This window comes from Micromonospora sp. HNM0581 (assembly GCF_012726175.1).
Taxonomy (GTDB): Bacteria; Actinomycetota; Actinomycetes; order Mycobacteriales; family Micromonosporaceae; genus Micromonospora.
The window spans coordinates 396879-414247 of sequence record NZ_JAASAD010000001.1 but is presented as its reverse complement, the minus strand read 5'-3'; the positions used below and the strand labels follow the sequence as shown (position 1 = coordinate 414247).

16 protein-coding genes are annotated in these 17369 nt (G+C 70.9%); 11 read left to right on the top strand and 5 right to left on the bottom strand.

The features are described 5' to 3' along the window. The first annotated feature begins 14 nt into the window (after positions 1-14). Both HCA58_RS01955 and HCA58_RS01950 read left to right on the top strand, forming a co-directional pair. Positions 15-1088, top strand: a complete 1074-nt coding sequence (locus tag HCA58_RS01955; RefSeq protein ID WP_169595972.1) for an NAD-dependent epimerase/dehydratase family protein — start codon at positions 15-17, stop codon at positions 1086-1088. 56 nt (positions 1089-1144) lie between these two features. Then, positions 1145-2044 (top strand): lysophospholipid acyltransferase family protein, encoded by a 900-nt coding sequence (locus tag HCA58_RS01950; protein WP_169596166.1) that lies wholly within the window; start codon positions 1145-1147, stop codon positions 2042-2044. A 99-nt stretch (positions 2045-2143) separates the two neighbouring features. Here the strand turns inward: HCA58_RS01950 and HCA58_RS01945 are convergent, their stop codons facing one another. The 3 genes from HCA58_RS01945 to HCA58_RS01935 all read right to left on the bottom strand — a co-directional run bounded on the left by HCA58_RS01945 (position 2144) and on the right by HCA58_RS01935 (position 4371). Next, entirely contained in the window at positions 2144-3001 is an 858-nt protein-coding gene (locus HCA58_RS01945; protein ID WP_169595971.1) for a DUF5667 domain-containing protein, read from the bottom strand. A gap of 279 nt (positions 3002-3280) precedes the next feature. Continuing rightward, entirely contained in the window at positions 3281-4228 is a 948-nt protein-coding gene (locus tag HCA58_RS01940; protein WP_169595970.1) for an ECF subfamily RNA polymerase sigma factor, BldN family, read from the bottom strand. Continuing rightward, on the bottom strand, positions 4225-4371 hold the full coding sequence (locus tag HCA58_RS01935) for a hypothetical protein (RefSeq protein ID WP_169595969.1): 147 nt from the start codon (positions 4369-4371) through the stop codon (positions 4225-4227). The genes HCA58_RS01940 and HCA58_RS01935 overlap by 4 nt, the downstream gene beginning before the upstream one ends. 492 nt (positions 4372-4863) lie before the next feature. Here HCA58_RS01935 and HCA58_RS01930 point away from each other — a divergent pair, with 492 nt between their 5' ends. The 7 genes from HCA58_RS01930 (at position 4864) to hemB (ending at position 11818) form a co-directional block, all read left to right on the top strand. After that, a complete protein-coding gene (locus HCA58_RS01930; protein WP_169595968.1) occupies positions 4864-5115 on the top strand; it encodes a glutaredoxin family protein in 252 nt (83 codons plus the stop codon). Positions 5116-5153: 38 nt separating this feature from the next. Beyond that, complete coding sequence (locus tag HCA58_RS01925) at positions 5154-5822, top strand: HAD hydrolase-like protein (protein ID WP_169595967.1); 669 nt, start codon at positions 5154-5156, stop codon at positions 5820-5822. Positions 5823-6158: 336 nt separating this feature from the next. Beyond that, positions 6159-6929, top strand: a complete 771-nt coding sequence (locus HCA58_RS01920) for a redox-sensing transcriptional repressor Rex (protein WP_169595966.1) — start codon at positions 6159-6161, stop codon at positions 6927-6929. Further along, entirely contained in the window at positions 6926-8254 is a 1329-nt protein-coding gene (locus HCA58_RS01915) for a glutamyl-tRNA reductase (protein ID WP_169595965.1), read from the top strand. The genes HCA58_RS01920 and HCA58_RS01915 overlap by 4 nt, the downstream gene beginning before the upstream one ends. Then, positions 8251-9222, top strand: a complete 972-nt coding sequence (hemC, locus tag HCA58_RS01910; protein ID WP_169595964.1) for a hydroxymethylbilane synthase — start codon at positions 8251-8253, stop codon at positions 9220-9222. Before HCA58_RS01915 ends, hemC begins: the two co-directional genes overlap by 4 nt. After that, the gene (locus HCA58_RS01905; protein WP_169595963.1) at positions 9219-10799 is read left to right on the top strand and encodes a uroporphyrinogen-III synthase; all 1581 of its coding nucleotides are present in this window, start codon (positions 9219-9221) and stop codon (positions 10797-10799) included. The genes hemC and HCA58_RS01905 overlap by 4 nt, the downstream gene beginning before the upstream one ends. A gap of 35 nt (positions 10800-10834) precedes the next feature. Then, a complete protein-coding gene (gene hemB / locus HCA58_RS01900; RefSeq protein ID WP_169595962.1) occupies positions 10835-11818 on the top strand; it encodes a porphobilinogen synthase in 984 nt (327 codons plus the stop codon). 5 nt (positions 11819-11823) lie between these two features. Here hemB and HCA58_RS01895 read toward each other — a convergent pair whose 3' ends face one another. Beyond that, complete coding sequence (locus tag HCA58_RS01895; RefSeq protein ID WP_169596165.1) at positions 11824-12840, bottom strand: GNAT family N-acetyltransferase; 1017 nt, start codon at positions 12838-12840, stop codon at positions 11824-11826. A 72-nt stretch (positions 12841-12912) separates the two neighbouring features. Further along, complete coding sequence (locus HCA58_RS01890; RefSeq protein WP_169595961.1) at positions 12913-14082, bottom strand: lytic transglycosylase domain-containing protein; 1170 nt, start codon at positions 14080-14082, stop codon at positions 12913-12915. Positions 14083-14120: 38 nt separating this feature from the next. Between HCA58_RS01890 and HCA58_RS01885 the strand changes: the two genes are divergently transcribed. Next, positions 14121-14339 (top strand): zinc ribbon domain-containing protein, encoded by a 219-nt coding sequence (locus tag HCA58_RS01885; protein WP_169595960.1) that lies wholly within the window; start codon positions 14121-14123, stop codon positions 14337-14339. Between the two features lie 154 nt (positions 14340-14493). Then, positions 14494-17319 (top strand): adenylate/guanylate cyclase domain-containing protein, encoded by a 2826-nt coding sequence (locus HCA58_RS01880; protein WP_169595959.1) that lies wholly within the window; start codon positions 14494-14496, stop codon positions 17317-17319. Positions 17320-17369: the final 50 nt, after the last annotated feature.

Below are 17369 nucleotides of genomic sequence, written 5' to 3'. Positions count from 1 at the left end.
GGTGGGTGCCAGACATGACCCCCGGTGGCTCCCAGAGCCCCCCGGGGGTCGTCGTCGTGACCGGCGTGAGTCGCTATCTCGGCGCACACGTCGCCGCCCGGCTCGCCGCCGACCCGCGGATCGACCGGGTCATCGGTATCGATCTGCCGGAACCGGGGCCAGAGGTCGACGCACTGCTCGACCAGGTGGAGCGGATCCAGGTCGACGCCGGCTCCGTCGGTGGCCTCCTCGCCGACCTCGACGTGGACACCGTGGTGCACCTGGCCCTGGTCAGCGCCCCCGATCCGCAACACGGTGGCCGGGCGGCGATGAAGGAGCAGAACGTCATCGGCACCATGCAACTGCTCGCCGCATGCCAACGGGCACCACGGCTACGCAAGATCGTGGTCCGCTCCTCCACCGCGGCGTACGGCGCCTCGTTCCGCGATCCGGCCGTCTTCACCGAGGAGACCGAACCGCGTGAGGTACCGCGGGGTGGCTTCGGCCGCGACATCCTCGACATCGAGGGGTACGTCCGGGGTTTTCGCCGTCGACGCGGTGACGTCACCGCCACCGTGCTGCGCTTCGCACCGTTCATCGGCTCGACGGCGGACACCACACTGACCCGGTACTTCGCGCAGCCGGTGGTGCCGACCATCTTCGGTCGGGACGCCCGGTTGCAGTTCCTGCACTTCGACGACGCGCTGGAGGTGCTGCACCGGTCGGTCGTCGAGGATCATCCCGGCACCTTCAACGTCGCCGGGCCGGGAGTGCTCGCGCTGTCGCAGGCGATCCGTCGAGCCGGTCGGATCTCCGTGCCGGTGCTGGAGCCGGGCCTGTCCGGTGCCGTCGCGCTGGCCCGCGTCATGGGCTTCGGTCGCTACGGCCTCGACCAGGTCGACCTCTTCGTGCACGGCCGGGTGGTGGACATCTCCCGGCTGGAGGGGGAGTTCGCCTTCACGCCCCGCTCGACCGCCGCCGCCTTCGACGACTTCGTCCGGGCACACCACGGGCGTGCCGTGGTGACCCGGGACCAACTGGCCGCCGCCGAGCAGCTGGTGCTGGACCAGATCCGGCAGGTTCGGGCCGCCGTCCGGGAGCGGTCGTGACCGGGCCCGAGGAACGACACGACGAGGCACGCCTCGACGACCGGTATGCGGTGCCGGTGCCGACCGACCCGGCGCAGCGCAACGGACACCGCCCGACCGCGCCGGAGCAGGTGGGCGACGTTTGGGACCGCCGGGTCGCCTCCGGTCTGGCTTTCCTGCGCCGACGGCTGGCCGGCGACTACGAGGTGGACGAGTTCGGTTTCGACCGTGACCTGACCGGGGCGGTTTTCCACCCGTTGCTGCGCCGCCTCTACCGGGACTGGTTCCGTACCGAGGTCACCGGCTTGGCGCACGTACCCACGGACGGGGCGGGGCTGATCGTCGGCAACCACTCCGGCACCGTGGCACTGGACGCGTTGATCCTCTCCACTGTGCTGCACCACGAGCACCCGGACCACCGCGATCTGCGGCTGCTCGGTGCGGATCTGGTCTTCCGGATGCCGGTGGTCTCCGAGATCGCCCGCAAGACCGGCGGCACGATGGCCTGCAACCCGGACGCCGAGCGGCTCATGCGCCACGGCGAGCTGGTGGGCGTCTTCCCGGAGGGCTTCAAGGGCGTCGGCAAGCTGTACGCGCAACGCTACAAGCTGCAACGCTTCGGTCGGGGAGGCTTCGTCTCGGCGGCGCTTCGCACCGGCACTCCGATCATCCCGGTGGCCATCGTCGGCGGCGAGGAGATCTATCCGATGCTCGCCGACATCAAACCACTGGCCCGCCTGCTCAAGCTGCCGTACTTCCCGGTGACCCCGACCTTCCCCTGGCTCGGGCCGCTGGGCATGGTGCCGTTGCCGAGCAAGTGGCTCATCGAGTTCTGCCCGCCGATCCCGACGGAGCACCTGATGGACTCCGCGGACGATCCGCTTGTCGTGTTCAACCTCGCCGACCAGGTACGGGAGACCATCCAGCAGACCCTGCACCAGTTGCTGGAACGGCGCCCGGACCCGTTCGGTCCCTGAGCGAGCGCACCGGGAAGGGCGTCGAACGCGGCCATACTCGGTGTCGGATCGGATCAGTCCGCAGATCTTGCAGCTCTCCCGACGGCTGCGGGGCGCCGGTCAGGCGCAGACGGCGGGGATCGGGCCGAGCGTGTCGCTGGTGACGGTGAACTGCTGACCACAGGCGATGGCGGCGCGCACAGCGTCGGCCCGCTCGGCGACGGCTTCGAGCAGAGCCAGGGACTCGCCGGTGCGAACCCGGTCGATCCGGGAGCCACGGCCCTCCAGTGTGTTGAGCGAACGCCGCTGGTCTGCGAGGAACGCGTCGACTGCGGCAAGCGCCGTGGGATCCGAGCGTTGCGCCGCCGCTCCGGTGAGTATGCGTACGGCCTGTCGGGTGTCCGCGTCCATGTCGTCCAGCACGGCGCTGTACCCGCTCGGGTTGCCCCGCAACGTGGTGGCCTCGGCCAACCTGGTACGGGCGAAGTCGAGGAAGAGCTGACCCCGGCTGATGTCGGAGCTGGTGAGCGCGAGCTGCGCCCGTTCGGTGCCACGCTTCATGCCGTACAGCGCGTCACCGGGGACTGCGTTCTCACTTGCCGCTGAGATGCCGGAAACTGCGACGGCACCGGCGGCGATGCCGATCAGGATCGCACCGCGAGCACGGGCCCGCCGGGCGGTGACCGCAGGTAGGAGTGATCCACGAGTGGACGTTTTCCGCTCGGCCGGTCGTGCGGCGGCGGTGCCGATGCCTTCACGAGCGGCGGTCGCGAGCAGCATCGCCCGCAGGCCGGTGCGGAATTCCGGGTCGACCTCGGCGTCCGGCGCGTTGGCACCGAGCTGCCGGCCGAGCGTGACGAGTGGTGCGAGGTGGTCGTCGTTCCTGGATTTCACGTGATGACGTCGGCCGCCGTTGGCTTCGTCGAGAAGCTGCGCGAAGCGCTCGGCGCGCCGACGGGAGAAGAGGGCGTTGTCCACCGTGGCACCTCCTCTCGCTGGTCACGGCCGGTCGGCCGTGTTCACCGCCAGCGACCGGTGAACCTGGTTCACCACGGTGGGTGACCGTCGTCGGCACCATCGCAGATCATCCGGAGGCCCCCGTGGGCTCCCGGTCTGTCACCGGTCGCACTCGGAGAAACGCGCAGTGCCGGGGGTGGGTTACGGCCCACGCGGTGCAGAAATTACGCAAAGTGATCGTTGCCGGGCTGAGTGACCGGCAGTGGGCTGGAGCGGCAGCGACCGTGACGGTGCGGACGTTCACGGCTGGAAGCCGTCCGGAAGCAGCCGGGCCAGCGCCCGGACCGCCCGGTACTGCAGCGCCTTGATCGCGCCCTCGTTCTTGCCCATCGCCCGGGCTGTCTCGGCCACCGAGAAACCCTGGAGGAAGCGGAGCACGATGCATTCCTGCTGCTCCGGGTTGAGGCGTTTCACCGCGCTCAACAGGGCGACGTTCGTGATGTGCTCCACCACCGCCGCCTCCGGGCTGCCCTCCGGACCCCGATCCTCCCGGTCGGCGTCGAGGACGTCGCCGGTGGTGACCTCCAGCCGGTACCGGCCGGACTTGAAGTGGTCGGCGACCAGGTTGCGGGCGATGGTGACCAGCCAGGCCCCGAGGTCGCGCCCCTGCCAGGTGAAGCTGCCGATCCGTTTGAGGGCGCGCAGGAAGGTGTCGGAGGTGAGGTCCTCGGCGAGTTGCCGGTTGCCGACCCGGAAGTAGACGAAGCGGAACACTGTGTCCACGTAGCGGTCGTAGATCAGCCCGAACGCCTCGGCCTCGCCGGCCTGGGCGCGTTCGACGAGGGCCCAGACCTCGGTGGCCGGATCGGAGGGATCCGGGCGGCTCGGGAACCCGGTCGAGGTGCCGGTCGTCGCGGGCACCGCGGGAAGTACCGCGGTCTCGGTGGTGGACACCTCGGTGACCGGTGTGTCCCCACTGCGCCGAGCCTGAGCCGGCATCGTCGGGCGGTTCGGGGACGCTAACCGCCCACCGGCAGGTTTGGCGTTTCCGCCAGGTATGGGAGGTCTATGTGGCGGCTCGTTCTGATGGGGCCTACTACCCACCCGGCGCGCGGCACCATCACCACGGACGGTCAGGTTGGTCGATGCGTCAGGGGTGCCGTGGAGGCCGCCGCGTTCGTTCATCGGAGCGCGGGCGACCGGACCGGTGAGGCCGACCGGACGCTCTGCGAAGCCGAAGGTGGTCATCGCGCCGCCTCCGTTCCGCCGGTGGCCGCCAACGCGACACCGACCGGTCCACCGGTCGGTGCCCTGTCGGGCAGGCTGGCTCCGGGGTGTGCCGGCGGGCGGCAGATCCCCTTGAGGTGCTGGTCCAATGCGCTCAACGGCACGGGGGCCTCCTCGGGCTGAGGGGTGTCGACTCACGGCAAATGGGGTGAGCCGACCCGAGTGATGATAGGGCCAACGTCACCCGCGCGTGGCAAGTCCGTTACACAGGGCCAAAGTATTTCCCGACGTGTCGCTGGGCTGGCGGACCGGTTGTCCGTCGGGCGTAGTTGACAACCGACGACGAAGCTGCTTGAGAGAAGCCGATGTTCTTGCAGCTAGAGGTCGGGTCGACCGTCAGGAGCTTCGGCCTGCTGGAGTCTGGTGCAGACAGCGGTCGGACCATCGGCGGGCCGGGACTGTCGCATCTGTACCGCACGGTCGGTGACGGGTTCGGTTCCGTAAGCGGGACCGGCCGTGCCTTCGTGGACCGTCGCCCCCACACGCGTAATCTGGCCAAGTTCACGTACCCTCCGGAGTCGATTCCGGCGACGTGCTGCCACACTCGGCGGTGGGGAAGGTACGCCAGACCCAACTCGGCACGACAGAGGAGACCAATGCGTGAACCTCGCCTGACGCTGATCACTCGTCCTGGCTGTCACCTCTGCGAGGATGCCAAGGCGGCCCTCGACCGGGTGGTCGCGGTCACTGGCGACCGGTGGACCGAACGGGACGTCAGTGGTGACGTGGAGCTGGAACGTGAGTACGGCGACCGGGTGCCTGTGGTGCTGCTCGACGGTAGGGAGCACGGCTACTGGCGGGTCGAGGAGGAGCGGTTGCTGCGTGACCTGACCACCCCGCAACTGTGAGGCGGTCGTATCCACGGGCTGCCGGATAGGGTGCGGCGATGACCTCTGCGAGCCCTCATCTGGTGTGGGACTGGAACGGCACCCTGCTCAACGACCTGAGCCTCGTGGTGGCCTGCACCAACGCGGTGTTCGCCAGCGAGGGCGGGCCGAGCGTCAGCTCCGACGAGCACCGGGTACGGTTCCGGCGGCCGATCGCCGACTACTACGCGGAGGTCCTCGGTCGCGCGGTGGGCGACGACGCGTTCGGTCGACTGGACAGGATCTTCCACGACGCTTACCGGTCGGGTCTGACCAGCTGTGAGCTGGCGCACGACGCCGTGGACGCGATGACGGCCTGGTCCGGTAGCCAGTCCCTGTTGTCGATGTGGTTCCACGACGAGTTGGTGCCGGCCGTCGCGACGTACGGGCTGGCCGGGCGGTTCGCCCGGGTCGACGGGCTGCGGGCCCAGGTCGGTGGCGACCGTAAGGCGGAGTCGCTGGTACGGCACCTCGACGCGCTGGGTGTCGACGGTCGATCGGTGGTGCTGATCGGTGACTCGCTCGACGACGCCGACGCGGCCCGGTCCGTCGGTGCCCACGCCGTGCTCTACACCGGTGGTTTCACCGACCGCTCCCGGCTGGTCGCCTCCGGCCACCCCGTCGCGGACACCCTCACCGGAGCGGTGACCCTCGCCACCCACCTGGTCGATCCGCTGCACCGAGCGTGACGTCACCGCCTACAGAATCGGTCTTTCGGGGCGATAAGTCGGCCGTCGGCCAATTGAATGTCGAAGGCGGGCAGCGAGTGATTGGTCAGAGAAGTCGGGATGGAGCGATACTCGTGCGGATCCCTATGACGAGGTGGTGATCGATCTTGTGGAATGGAGGGGCCGGTGGGGGCGTGGGCCGTGCCAGCAAGATCGCGATTTGTGCACGTCTTCACAAGCGCCTACTGTGTAATTCCGACGCGTCCTGCTAGCACAGCCGGCAACATCGGTCGTCAGCGGGAGTCCCGAAAAGGCCGACCGGTGGAGTTGGTCGAGGATCGCACCGCACGGAGTCTCATGAGTCAGCACCGTCACCCTGGCGCGCCCGGTCGCGCAGGTGCCGTACCGGCGCTCCCGGACCTGCCCGAGGCGACGGTGGCCCGGCTCCCCGAGTACCTTCGTGCCCTGCACAACCTGGCCGAAACCGGTCACGAGACGGTTTCGAGTGAAGGATTGGCCAATGCCGCCGGGGTGAACTCGGCGAAGCTCCGCAAGGACCTGTCCCAACTCGGCTCGTACGGCACCCGGGGCGTCGGCTACGACGTCGGGCTGCTGATCGATCAGATCGAGTACGTGCTCGGGCTCACCCAGCGTCGGGCGGTCGCCCTGGTCGGCGTGGGTAACCTCGGCCACGCGTTGGCCGGCTACGACGGTTTCGCCAGCCGCGGCTTTCGGATCGCCGCGCTCTTCGACGCCGACCAGGAACGCGTCGGCGAAGAGATCAGCGGACTGGTCGTGCGGCACGTCGACGAGCTGCCCCGGGTCGCCGCCGAGGAGTCCATCGCGATCGGTGTCATCGCCACCCCGGCCGCCGCTGCGCAACGGGTGGCCGACCAGCTGGTCGCCGTCGGCGTCACGAGCATCCTGAACTTCGCACCGTGCGTACTCACGGTTCCCGAAGGCGTCGACGTGCGCAAGGTCGACCTCGCGATCGAACTGCAGATCCTGTCGTTTCACGAACACCGCAAGGCATCCCTGACCGCGCTTCCCGCCACCGGTGGCTCCGCTCTCACCGCGCTGTCCGGTGGACTGGCGGTCAGCGAAGGTCAGGAGGCGATCGGCACGTGAAACTCCTCGTCGTGGGCGCGTCCTACCGCACCGCGCCGGTCGCCATCCTGGAACGCCTCGCGGTGTCTCCCAGCGGGCTCGACCACACACTGGGGCGTCTGGTCGCGCAGCCCTACGTCAGCGAGGCCGTCCTCGTCTCCACCTGCAACCGGGTGGAGGTCTACGCGGCGGTGTCCGGTTTCCACGGTGGCCTCGGTGACATCTGCGCAGTCCTCGCCGAGCAGGCGGGCTGTCAACCGGCCGCGCTCGCCAACCACCTCTACGTACACTTCGACGCGGCTGCGGTGGATCACGTCTTCCGGGTCGCCGCCGGCCTGGACTCGATGGTGATCGGTGAGGCGCAGATCCTCGGGCAACTGCGTGACGCCTACCACTGGGCCAGTGCGGCCGACACGGCCGGGCGGCTGCTGCACGAACTGATGCAGCAGGCACTGCGGGTGGGTAAGCGGGCCCACTCCGAGACCGGCATCGACCGCGCCGGCCAGAGCGTGGTCACCGCCGCGCTGGGGCTCGCTGCCGGTCACCTCGACGACGACCTCACCGAGCGTCCCGCACTGATCGTCGGCGCCGGCGCGATGGGCTCGCTGGGCGTGGCGACGCTGTCCCGGCTCGGTGCCGGGCCGTTGACCGTGACGAACCGGAGCACCGACCGTGCCGTCCGGCTGGCCGAGTCCTACGGTGCCGGCGCGCGACCGATGGCCGAGCTGACCGAGACACTGCGCACGGTGGACATCGTGGTGGCCGCCACCGCCTCGCCCGAGCCGGTCCTCACCCGCGAGGTGGTCGCCGCCGCCGCTGCCGGCCGCGACCCGGGGCGCGGCCCACTGGTCCTGCTCGACCTCGCGGTACCACGGGACGTCGGCCCCGGCGTCGCCGAGCTACCCGGTGTCGAGGTGATCGACATCGACCGGATGGCGGCGCTGCTCGCCGACGGCCCGGTGGCCGCCGATGCTGCCGCCGTCGAGCGGATCGTGACCGGCGAGGTCGAGTCCTTCCTCAGTTGGCTGCGCGGTGCCGATGTCGCCCCGACCGTCGCGGCCCTACGTGGCCGGGCCGACGACGTGGTCACCGCCGAGCTGCGCCGGCTCGCGCAACGCCGCCCCGACCTCAGCGACGACCAGCGCGCGGAGGTGGCCCGCACCGTGCACCGGGTGGTCCAGCGGCTGCTGCACCAGCCGACCGTCCGGGTCCGTCAACTCGCCGCCGAACCGGGCGGAGACCAGTACACAGCCCTGCTGCGGGAACTGTTCGACCTCCAGGTCCCGCAGACCTCGCCGGTGGACACCGTGCCCGACATCACCCCACCAGCCGGAGGCGAGCGATGACCGATGCCCCGCTGCGCCTCGGTACCCGGGGCAGCAAACTGGCCATGGCCCAGTCGAGTCAGGTCGCCGAGGCGATCACCGCAGGTACCGGCCGTCCGGTCGAACTGGTCGAGGTGGTGACGGCCGGCGATCGGTCCAGCGCGCCGGTGCACCGGCTCGGTGTCGGCGTCTTCGTGTCAGCACTACGCGACGCACTTGCCGCCGGGACCATCGACCTCGCTGTCCACTCGTACAAGGATCTGCCCACCGCGACCGCGGCGGGTCTGCACATCGCGGCGGTGCCGCCCCGTCAGGATCCGCGTGACGCGCTCGTCGCCAGAGACGGCCGGACCCTGGCCGAGCTGCCGCCGGGCGCGGTCGTCGGCACCGGTGCGCTGCGTCGGATCGCGCAGCTGCACGCGCTGGGCATGGCCCTGTCGGTCACCCCGATCCGGGGCAACGTCGACACCCGGCTGGCCCGGGTGCTGGGCCCCGACGCCGACCTGGACGCCGTCGTCCTGGCCCGGGCGGGTCTGGCCCGTATCGACCGGACCGACGCCGTCACCGAAACGCTCGACCCGATGCTGATGCTGCCGGCTCCCGCCCAGGGGGCACTGGCGGTGGAGTGCCGGCTCGACGACACCGATCTGGTCGAGCTGCTCGCCACGCTCGACCACGCACCGTCGCGCGCCGCGGTCACCGCGGAGCGGGCGATGCTCGCCACCCTGGAGGCCGGATGCTCCGCTCCGGTCGCCGCCTACGCCGAACTCGCCGAGGGCGAGAACGGCGATGAGATCTACCTGCGCGGGGCGGTGATCAGCCCGGACGGTACGCACGAGGTCCGGCTGTCCCGCACCGGTACGCCCGCCGATGCGGCGGAGATCGGTAAGGCACTCGCCGCCGAACTCCTCGACCTCGGCGCCGACTCGATCCTCGGCCCGCAAGGACACGACGGCCCGGGGACCCAGCAATTTGGGAGCACAGAATGACCCGCACCCGTAAGCCCGTAGGCCGTATCGCGTTCGTCGGGGCAGGACCCGGCGACCCGGGCCTGCTGACCCGCCGGGCGCACGACGCCCTGGTCGACGCCGACCAGGTGGTGTACGACCGGGGAGTGCCCGAGTCGCTGCTCGACGTCGTCCGGGCGGAGGCCAGCTCCGATGCGCAGTTCACCCCGGCCGAGGGCGCGCCGGGCGACGTGGCCAAGATCCTGATATCGGCGGCCCGGTCCGGGCAGAACGCGGTGCATCTCGTGGCCGGTGACCCGTTCGGCCACGATTCGGTGGTCAAGGAGGTGCAGGCGGTGGCGCGTACCGCCGCGCACTTCGAGGTGGTGCCCGGTGTCGGCCAAGCCGAGGGGGTGGCCACCTACGCGGGTGTGCCGCTGCCGGGCGTACGCACCGCCGCCGATGTCGAGGACGTGGGTGCCCTGAACTTCGAGGCGCTGGCGGCGGCCGTGCAGCGCGGGTCGCTTGCGCTGGCGGTCGACGCCGGTGACCTGGCCGCTGTCCGTGACGGGCTGCTCGCCGCCGGTGTGAATGGTGCCACCGATGTCGGGGTGACCGGTGACGGCACCGGGGAGACGCAGTACACCACCACGTCGACCGTGGACTCCTTCGTCGCGGCGGCACTCGGGTTCACCGGCCGGGTGGTGCTGACCGTCGGCGACGGTGTGGGCCAGCGGGACAAGCTCAGCTGGTGGGAGAACCGTCCGCTGTACGGCTGGAAGGTACTCGTGCCCCGTACCAAGGAGCAGGCCGGCGCGATGAGTGCCCGGCTGCGTGCGTACGGTGCGATTCCCTGCGAGGTGCCGACCATCGCGGTGGAGCCGCCGCGTACCCCGGCCCAGATGGAACGGGCCGTCAAGGGCCTGGTCGACGGTCGGTACGCCTGGGTGATCTTCACGTCGGTCAATGCGGTACGGGCGGTCTGGGAGAAGTTCGCCGAGCACGGTCTGGACGCCCGACACTTCGGTGGCGTCAAGATCGCATGTATCGGCGAGGCCACCGCCGACGCGGTCCGGGCCTTCGGCATCCAACCGGAGCTGATTCCCGCCGGTGAGCAGTCCTCCGAGGGACTGCTGGCCGAGTTCTCGCCCCACGACGAGGTGTTGGATCCAGTCGGCCGGGTGCTGCTGCCGCGCGCCGACATCGCCACCGAGACGCTCGCCGCCGGGCTCACCGAGCGCGGGTGGGAGGTCGACGACGTGACCGCGTACCGGACCGTCAGGGCCGCCCCGCCGCCCGCCGAGATCCGGGACGCGATCAAGTCGGGCGGGTTCGATGCCGTGCTGTTCACCTCGTCCTCCACGGTCCGGAACCTGGTCGGCATCGCCGGCAAGCCGCACACGCGTACCGTTGTTGCTGTCATCGGGCCCAAGACTGCGGAAACCGCGTCGGAGTTCGGCCTGCGGGTCGACGTCCAGCCCCCGCACGCGTCGGTGCCCGATCTGGTGGAGGCGCTCGCCGGCTACGCCGTCGAGCTGCGGGAGAAGCTCGCCGCGATGCCGGTGAAGCAGCGCCGTGGTTCGAAGGTGCAGGGGCCGACCGCGCTGAGGTTCCGGTAGCCGTCCCGGCTCCGGACGGTCGTCAGGGAGGGTTCATGCCGTACCCCGAGATCCGGCCCCGTCGGCTGCGCCGTACCGCGGCGATGCGCCGGCTGGTCTCCGAGACCCGCCTCGACCCGGCCGAGCTGGTCGTGCCGATGTTCGTCAAGGAGGGACTCACCGAGCCACGCGCCATCGCCTCACTGCCGGGTGTGCTCCAACACTCCCGCGACTCCCTGCGCAAGGCGGCCGTGGGGGCGGTACAGGCCGGCGTCGGCGGGATCATGCTGTTCGGCGTACCGGCATCGCGGGACGCCTGCGGCTCCGGTGGCGTCGACCCGGGCGGCATCCTCAACGTCGCGATCCGGGACGTGGTCGCCGAGGTCGGTGACGCCACCGTGGTGATGAGTGACCTCTGCCTGGACGAGTTCACCTCGCACGGGCACTGCGGGTTGCTCACCCCGACCGGCGAGGTCGACAACGATGCCACCCTCGCCGCTTACGCCGAGATGGCGGTGGCGCAGGCCGCCGCAGGGGTCGGGGTGGTCGGTCCGTCCGGCATGATGGACGGCCAGGTCGCAGTGGTACGCCAGGCACTCGACGTGGCCGGTCACACCGATGTTGCTGTGCTCGCGTACGCCGTGAAGTACGCCTCGGCCTTCTTCGGCCCCTTCCGTGACGCTGTCGAGTCGGCGTTGGAGGGGGACCGGCGGGCCTACCAGCAGGATCCGGCGAATCTGCGTGAGTCGTTGCGTGAGGTCACGCTGGACGTCGCGGAGGGGGCCGACATGGTGATGGTCAAACCGGCGCTGCCGTACCTCGACGTGGTGGCGGCGGTTCACGCCGCCGTGGACGTCCCCGTGGCTGCGTACCAGGTCTCCGGGGAGTATGCGATGGTCGAGGCGGCTGCCGCGAACGGCTGGGTCGACCGCGAGCGGGTGATCATGGAAACGCTCACCTCGATCCGGCGCGCCGGTGCCCAGATCATCCTGACCTACTGGGCCGTCGAGGCGGCCCAACTGCTCCGCCAGCGCTACTGACCGGGTCAGCGCGTCGCGTCGAGACGGTGGACCAGCTCGGCGACGTCGATGCTGTACTCGCACCAGTCCCGGTCGGTGCGGTAACCCAACTCGGCGTTGACCTTGAGCATGGACTCGTTGGCCTGGGCGTTCCAGGTCTGCACCTCGGTCAGCTGCGGCTCGGCGGAGCGCAGCTCCAACAGCATGCGGGCCTTCATCGCCCGATCGATGCCATTACCCTGGTGGTCCTGCACCACGATGGTGTCGTACTGGTCGGCACGGGTCGGATGCTGGGCCGGCACCACCACCTCGGTCAGGCCGGCCACCGCACCGGTCTGCTGGTGCAGGGCGAGCACGATGTACGGCTGCATGCCCCGTCGGTGCAGGCAGTCGAGGCTGTCCCGAAGCCGCTGCGGGTCGTACGAGCTGGGCCGTAGCTCGCCGTCCTCAAGGTCCTGAGTCTCGGCCTTGGCCCGCGCGTACGCCTCGATCAGTTCGTCCGGTGGGCCGCCGGGGTGGAACTGGATGCGGTAGCCCGCACCGACCCCGGTGGACATTTCCGCCAACTCGGCCCAGTCGACGCTGGAGAGATCGAGGACGCTGCGCGTCTCGACGTACTCCCGGCTGAAGCCGAGCGACTCGTAGAAGGCGACGGCGGGAGTGTCACCGACCACCTCCACCCCGATCGACTCGAAGCCCTCCTGGTAGACGCGACGTGCCGCGCGTAGGACGAGATCACGCCCCAGCCCGTTGCGTCGAACGCTGGGGTGGACCAGAACCTCGAGCACGCCGATGTTGCCGAGCAGCAACACGTGCACCTGACCGAGGACGGCTCCCGGGGTGCCGTCGGCAGCCGGTTCCCCCTGGGCGATCCAGGCGATCCGTCGTTCGCCCGGCATCACCTCGGCGAGGTACTCCCGCAGGGAACTCTCCCGCCACGGCGGATCCTGCGGGAGATCGGCCGCCAAGACCGCGTTCAGCGTGTCCAGCAGGGACGCGATCTCGGCGGACGACGCGGTCCTGGGGTCCCACTCGCGCACCATCACCCGTCTAGCTTGCCGTCAACCGCAGCCGGGGGGAAGTGTCCAGTTCTCCAATGTATGCGGACGATCACTTCACGTGCGGCTGGCCTGTCCGTATCGGTTGGCGGCGTCGAAGACGTCCTGGGCGTACCTTCGGACGTCGTTGTACGACAGGATCGCGTTCCACCAGTCACCCGGAATGGTGAGGTTGCGTCCGCCCTTGCACAGGTACCTGCCGGCGGCGAGGGCGGCATCGTGGATGTTGTGCGGATCCTTGCGCCCGTCGTTGTCCGCGTCGGCGCCGATCTCCTCCCAGGTGGTCGGGATGAACTGCATCGGCCCGATAGCCCGGTCGTAGGTGGTGTCGCGATCCAGCTCACCGCGGTCGGTGTCGGCGATGCGCATCCGGTTGCCCTGGCCGTCCAGCGGCAGACCGATGATCTCCGGTACCGCCCGGCCGTCCGCACCGAGCTGGGCATTGTTGGCCTGGCCGTGGCGGGACTCGACCAGACCGATCGCGGCCAGCGTGGTCCAGCTCAATCCGCAGGCACGGTCGGTCTCGGCCAGCACCAGCTCGGCGTAGCCGTACGCCTGCATGGCGATCGGGTCGATGCCCACCCTGGCCCCCGTGTCACGGGCCCAACCGGCAAGGGTGTCGGACGGGCGTCCGCCGGCCGGAGCGGTGCCACCCGACGGAGTCGCACCGGGCGGAAGAGTCGCGGTGGGCGGCGGAAACTGACCGGGTGGTGGCACCTCACCGGAAGGTGGCAGATCGTCGGGCAGCCCGCCGGGCGCATCGGTGGTGGCGTCGACCGCCGCCGGACGTGAGGCGTCGAGGGTCGCCGGCACCAGCAGCGCGCCGGCCGTGGCGGTCGCGGCGACCAGGGCGAGCAGGAACACGCCAGGAACGGTCAGCCGGCCACTGGGTCGCCGCGACCAGTCACGGGTCGCGCGGGCCGCGGCGCGGGGCCCCGGCAGGCGTACGGCGTGCACGAAGCGGGCCCGGCGGCGCCGGGCTGCCGATGTGCCGGAGACCGGAGCGGACTCGTCGTCGGTGGTCTTCGCTTCCGGGCCGCTGACCGGCGGGTCCGGGGTCTTGCTGTCAGCTGGCTCGCCGGAACTCAGCCAGGGTCGGCGGGGCCGGGGCAGCCTGGATGCCGGCCCGTCCGGGGCCGCGCCGGAGTCGCCGCGTGGCGTGGCCGGTCGGAGGGGCCGAAGGGTGGTGTGCGCTTCACCGTCTGCCACCCGTCGAGTATCACCCATGTACCCGCAGCCGTCAGGTCCGGTCGTAGGCTGACGCCATGCCCCGGTACGAGTTCCGTTGCCGCGCCTGTGGCGCCACGTTCGAGGTCAAGCGTCCGATGGCGAGGGCCGGTGAGCCGGCCTCCTGCCCCCAGGGGCATGCCGACACGGTCAAGCTGCTCTCCACGGTCGCAGTCACCGGCCGGGGTGGTGGCGGGTCAGGTGCCCCGTCCGAGCCCGCTGCGGGCGGTTGCTGCGGTGGTGGCTGCGGCTGCTGACCGCGCCCGGCGGACGGTCCGGGTGACGCCGGCCTTGCCCGGACACCGGGTCCGGTGGCACCTTGGGGCGAAGGCTCCGCCGACCGTTCTCACGATGCGTGACGATCCGGTCCCGGGAGGTATGGTGCCCGGGCCAGGGGGGGAGGTTTCGCGCATGTCGCCAGGACTCCACCTCCCGACGGGCTGGGTGACTTTCGTCTTCACCGACATCGAGGGCTCCACCCGGTTGGCGCAGCTGCTCGGGTCGGGCTACCGGCCGGTGCTGGCCGAGCACCGGCGACTGCTACGCCGGACGATAGCCGCGACCGAGGGCGCGGAGCTGCTGACCGAGGGCGACTCGTTCTTTCTGGCCTTCGACAATGCCGGTGCTGCGGTGGCCGCCTGTCTGACCGCGCAGCGGGCACTCGGTACGCACGACTGGCCGGCGCCCGAGGCGGCCCCCCGGGTCCGGATGGGACTGCACACCGGTTGGGCGGAGCCACGCGACGGCGAGTACGCCAGCGCCGAGGTGCACCGGGCGGCACGCGTCGCCGCCGCCGCCCACGGTGGACAGATCCTCTGCTCCGCTGCCACGGCACGGCGGGCCCGCCCACTGCCGGCCGGAGCGTCCCTGCTCGACCTCGGGCTGCACCGGCTGCGCGGCTTCGACGACCGGGAACGACTCTTCCAGCTCGTGGCACCCGGCCTGGAACGGCAGTTCCCGCGACCGCGTACCGCCGACGTCGTGGCGCACAACCTGCCGATCCAGGTCACCACGTTCGTCGGTCGGCACACCGAACGCGCCGAGTTGAGGCGACTCGTGGCCCGGCACCGACTGGTCACGGTGCTGGGCGCGGGCGGTAGTGGCAAGACCCGGCTGGCCGTGGAGTTCGCCACCGACCTGGTGGACGAGTATCCGGACGGCGTCTGGTTCGTCGACGTCGCCGCGGTCACCGACCCCGGGCTTGTCGCCTTCGCGGTCGCCGCCGTGCTGGGGTTGCGTCCGGAACCGGGCCGTCCGATGGTCGACACGCTCGTGGAGTACGCGGCACCGCGCCGGATGCTGATCGTGCTCGACACCTGCGACGCCCAGCCGGCGTCCGCTGCGGAGACGGTGTCCCGGCTGCTCGCCGGTGGTGGTGGCGTACGGGTGCTGGCGACGACCCGGGAGCCGTTGGCGTTACCTGGCGAGGTGGTGTGGCGGATTCCGCCGTTGTCGGTCGAACCGGCGCCCGACGGTACCGAGAGCGACGCGGTGGCGCTGCTACTGGACCGTACGGCGGCGGCCCGCGGTGGGCGGCAACCCGACCCGTCCGAGTCTGCCGACGTGCGGCGGGTGGTGCGGCGACTGGACGGGTTGCCGCTCGCCATCGAGTTGGCTGCGGCCCGGCTGCGGGTGCTCTCGGTGGGGCAGCTCGCCGAGCGTCTCGACGACGTGCTGGGCACACTCGACGCCGGACGCGAGGATCCGTCGCTGTCGCCAGCCGACCGGGGTGACACCGGCAGCCAGCGGGACACGGTGGACCTGGCCGCTGCGGCCACCGGAGTCGATCCCTCGACCTCCGCCACGAAAGCGGCCCGCTCTGCGGTCGAACGACACCTGACCATGCAGGCGACGGTGACGTGGTCATATCGGACGCTCGGGCCACGTGCCGCGCGACTGCTCCGCTGGCTGGCGGTGTTCGCCGGCCCGGTCGACCTGCCCACCGTGCAGTGGCTGCTCGATGACGACCCACTCGCCCCGCTGTCGGTGCTTGTCGACAAGTCGATGGTGCTGGCGGAGCCGTACGCGGGCGGTAGCAGCTACCGCATGCTCGACCCTATCCGAGCCTACGCGGCACGTCGGCTCGCCGAAGCCGGCGAGGAGCAGGCCGCCCGGGACCGGCACGTGGCATGGTCGACGTACGCCCTGCGGCAGGCACACCTCGGCCCGGACGGGCAGCCGGTGACGCTGTCGCTGTACGCGCTCGATCCACTGGCCGGTGAGCTTCGTGCCGCGCTGCGCTGGTGTGCCACGGGCGGCAGTGCGCGGGCCGGCCTGCAGCTGGCCGGCGGGTTGGACCAGTGGTGGCGCGAGCGCGGGCTGGCCCGGGAAGGGCGGCTCTGGCTGTTCCGGTTGTACGGTCGGCTGGCCGAGACCGGTGAGGTGATCCCGGAGGACGAGCTGGCGGCGGCTTACCACATGCATTCGCTGCACGCCGGTGGCGACGGCGAGTTCGGTGAGGAACTGCGCTACTCGCAGCGGGCCGAGGCGGCGGCTCGTCAGGCCGGCGATGCCGGTCTACTGGCCAGGGTGCTCGCCGGCCGTGCCGCCCCGCTCCTCGACCTGGGGCAGTTCGCCGAGGCGGAGCGGGTCTGCCGGGAGGTCATCGACTGGGCGCAGGAGCAGGGGGTCGAGTCGGAGGCGTTGTTCGCCGTGTTCCGGTTGGCCGAGTTGCTGTGGCGGCGGGGTGCGTTCGACGAGGCGGCGGAACTACTCGGTGCGGCCCGGCCGGTGGAGGCGTCGCGGCCGGTCGACCGGGGGCGCCGTTCCGTGGACATGCTGCTCGGCATGGTCGCACTGGCCCGGGGTGACCTGGTGGCCGCGCACGAGCACCTGATGGTGGCGCTCCGGTCGCGGATGAGTCACGGTTTTCACGGGCGGGCCTGCGACACGTTGAACGCGATCGCGGTGCGTTGCGCGGTGGGTGAGCAGCCGCTGACCGCAGCCCGGCTCTTCGGTGCCGCTCAGGCGACCAGGGCGGGGCTGCGGTCGACGCCGGGCATCTACGAGTCCTACTGGGTCGAGCGGCAGGCAGCGCTGCGGCGGGCGCTTGGTGACGCCGTCTTCGACGAGGCGTACGGCGAGGGCACCGGACTTGGTTTGGACGAGGCGGTCGGGTTGGCGCTCGGTGTCGAGCATCCCGACCTGGTTGCCGATTCGTGGCGGTTCGCTAGCGGGACGGGTCGGTCCGTCCCGCGTCGGTCGAGCACCGTCGACCGCCACACCGAGCACGCCTGACGGACCGCCGTCACTGAGGGGTGACACGTTCCGGGTGCGGCAGGTCGGGC